Raw genomic sequence first — 3,436 nt, 5'->3', positions numbered from 1 at the left:
GCTTTCTATCGCTGCTTCTAAATCCTGAGCACGCGCCCACTGTATTATCCGCTCAGAGATTTTTGTTAACTCTTGCTCATTTAATGTCTCTAAACGAATATCAATCCCTTTACCAACACCACTAAAAACCCCTCCCTCAATCGTATTAAAAGACTGATAAATATTTGTAGCTGATATCTGCCTACATTTTCTACTATCGTGAATATAATGGCAAGCGACAGAAATATCTTCGTTGGAGATCCCTGCTTCAAGATGAACATTATAATCATCATGAAGACGGATAAAACCAAAATCAAATTGAATGAAGCGGTCGGGCAAAATCAGCCACATTTTTCCAGGTTCCGTAACAAACCACCCTTGGGTTTTAAGAATGCGCGTTGCTGCTGTAAGACTCATCAAACGCTGTTTCGGTTTTTTGCGTGCTAAAATGTCATCCAATTCATTATTTTTATAAGCTTCAGCAAAAAAGATGACGCGCTCAACCTGTGTCATCTTTTCATAATCAGAAAACTCTGGTGTATATAATTGAGGTGTAGGTTTGTAATTCCTTAAAGCTTCGGTATCGCCGAGTAGAGCCTTTGCAACGAGAGAATGATTAGCAGCTTTTTTACGTAATTTTTTCTTAATATCTTGTGCTTGCGCCCAAGCTAACACTTTGTCTAAAGCTACCTTGACATGGCTTTCAAAAAACTCCAGTGCTGTAACTCCAAAATTCTCTTCTGAAGAAATCAGCATAGCCTCATATTGAGATTGAGATTCTTTACCGTTAGCATATTCACAGCCAAGACAATAAGCAGCAGTAGTAAGACTGACAGAAACCCACAATCTTCCGCTATCCCGTCCATAATCTATGACACCATAATGAATACGCACTATGCGATCGGGGAGGTGATAATAAGCAAACATATCACCCATTTCATCGCGATGGGGCTCCCAACCAACTTTTTTTAAAATCTCTGTTGCGTCTTTGGTTTGCATCGTCATTACCCCCCCCCAGCATGTTCCATAATTCTTTTACAGAGAAATTCATAGAAGTTACTTGCGTAATGCTCTGAATCTCCAGATGCAATTTCAACATAGAGTGGGCATTCACCATCCCAAAACTGAGAATAATCAAAATAAAATGTTTCACCAAAATCAGTTCTATTCACGGCAAGCTGATTTGGTTTTGCGAAACCATTTTTTATATCCGTCAAATGATAGAAAACAATATCACCAGCAGGACACTTATCAAAACTTGCGTTATAAATGCTAAAAATTTCATAACCTCCAATTTCTCCTCCTCCATAATTTTTTAAAAAACTTTTGTAGGACGAGGTGAATTGTAAACCGAGAGTTTTTTCTGCCTCTTTAATCCGTACATCACTAGCTGCATCCTCTGCAGTGCCAAAGTCGATAACATCCGGATACTTATTAATTAATTGTGCAACATCAGCTAAGGTATAGGTTTTCATGGATGATCCTCAAAACTTGCGTGATAAACGCTCCATATTCCCTCTATCAACTTCACCTCTTCCATAGTTTTTTCCAAAAGCTCTTGTAAAAAGGTATAGGTTGCGGAGTGGGAGTGTTCTCAATCTTTTCAATTGGTTGATCACCATCAGGTATCTCAACTCCCACGCTTTCTTTAATTCTTTTGCAAAGGAATTCATAAAAATTACTGGCGTAATATTCGCAATCTTCAGATGGAAGCATGACATAAAGTGGGCATTCTCCATCCCTAAACTGCGTATAATCAAAATAAAAGGTTTCACCAAAAGCAGCATCACAAACGATAAGCTGTTCTAGTGTTGCAAAACCACGTTTCCTATCATTTAAATTTTGGAAAACAATATCATCAAAAGGAATATCTTCTCCACACTCCTTATAAAGCCTATAGATTTCATAACCACCAATGTCCCCGCCTTTATAATGTTTTAAAAAAACTTTATAGGAAGATGTGAATTGCAAACCAAGAATTTCCTCAGCTTTTTCAATCACGAGATCATCAACCTCCTTATCTTTGCTAGCAAAATTAACAATATCACCTTCATATTTATCAACTAATACTGTAACATCATCTAAGGTATAGGTTTTCATCAATTATCCTCCATAAATTATTTTATAAGTTTCTCTTTTCATCAACCGTAGAGAATTACTGCCGGTTCTTCTGTCCCCATCTGTCAAAATTTAGACCTATAATGCCCCATTTCATATTGATTATTCCTCCTAAACTACTGTTTTCTTGTTCTCCATACCCATTACCAAGTTTATACCAATATTCCTCTCTCTGCTTCTCAAACTTTTTTCTATCTATGAGCGATTGATGTGTTTTTGGATTAGCATGAATAACAGAAGTATATTTTTTATGAAATTCATGGCTCATTTCTGCTAAGGGTCCATCAGGGGTTTGATTTAGGTGATGCAACTCAACAGACTTACCATCATATCCTATAGGTGCTCTTCTTGCTTTCATTCTATCAATATTAGTGCCCCATACCGTTTCCCCTTTTTCAGTCCATTTAACCCTTTTGTCAGGATCAAACAGGTCGTCTCTCCGATAAACTGTGTAGGTCTGTCCAAATTTGCTATCGGTAAATTTAGTGGGTTTCTTTTTTAACCAAAGCTTTTTTTCTTTAGCAGCAAGTTTGGTCAGTTCTTTCCTCGCCGCAAGTTTGTCAGGATCTCCTTGAGCTGCAAGTTCTGCAAGATTTTTCTTGGAAGCGAATTGGGCAAAATCTTTCCTAGCAATGAATTTAATCCAAGCCTTTTCGCCAAGCTTTATGCCTCCCTTGGCTGCTCCAGCAACTCCTGTCATTAGGGATGCTGTTTCAGTCAATAATTTTCCAAATTCAAGTCCAGCTTTAAAGGATCCACCAGCACCGGCTCGCTCATATTCCTCCTCCATTTTATTAATGCGATCTACATAGGACTGTCCAAGGGTCTGACCAATTGTCGCCAAAATCTCACCACTGCTGAAAAAATCTTTGAGCGCTTTCAAAGTCTCTTCGGGATGTTTGGCTAGTTGCCAAAAACCATCAACCGTATCGTATATTTCAGCCGGTACACCAGCTACTATACCAGCCCCAAAGCTTATACCTTGCCCTGTACTAATCGCAGACCACTTCGCAGACACTTCTGCTTCACATAAAAGGTCAGGACACTCCTTTAATTCTTTATTCATCTGGGCTATTTGAGCACTGCTGAGGTAGTTATTTTCAGCGGCATTACCTGCGGCATCAGCGCCGGCATCAACATCGCCACCGGCAAGGGCAGCAGCAACGCCCCCAGCAGCCCGTGCAACATCAATGGTGTGGTCTCTAAAGTCAGCAAACTGCGCATCAATCTTTGCGTTTATACGCGCTTCCTCTTCCGGAGTTGGGGTGCGACCGTTTAGGTCCCCCATTTCCTCTTTCACAATGCCTTGCACCCACAATTGAAACTGGAGCATAGCAGT

4 protein-coding genes are annotated in these 3,436 nt (G+C 39.7%); all 4 read right to left on the bottom strand.

Features of this window, described 5'->3' with window-relative positions:
- Nucleotides 1-978, bottom strand: a 978-nt coding sequence (locus ACFIK2_RS08780; RefSeq protein ID WP_375677183.1) for a DUF6990 domain-containing protein, incomplete at its 3' end; no start/stop codon positions are given.
- A 5-nt stretch (nt 979-983) separates the two neighbouring features.
- On the bottom strand, nt 984-1,454 hold the full coding sequence (locus ACFIK2_RS08775) for an SMI1/KNR4 family protein (RefSeq protein ID WP_375677182.1): 471 nt from the start codon (nt 1,452-1,454) through the stop codon (nt 984-986).
- Nucleotides 1,455-1,506: 52 nt separating this feature from the next.
- On the bottom strand, nt 1,507-2,079 hold the full coding sequence (locus ACFIK2_RS08770) for an SMI1/KNR4 family protein (RefSeq protein ID WP_375621713.1): 573 nt from the start codon (nt 2,077-2,079) through the stop codon (nt 1,507-1,509).
- Between the two features lie 55 nt (nt 2,080-2,134).
- The coding region (locus ACFIK2_RS08765) for an HNH/ENDO VII family nuclease (RefSeq protein WP_375677181.1) at nt 2,135-3,436 on the bottom strand (1,302 nt) is incomplete at its 5' end.

The organism is Bartonella sp. AP88XZML (assembly GCF_042195565.1).
In the GTDB taxonomy this organism is placed as follows: Bacteria; Pseudomonadota; Alphaproteobacteria; order Rhizobiales; family Rhizobiaceae; genus Bartonella.
This window is presented reverse-complemented; position numbering and strand designations above follow the sequence as displayed.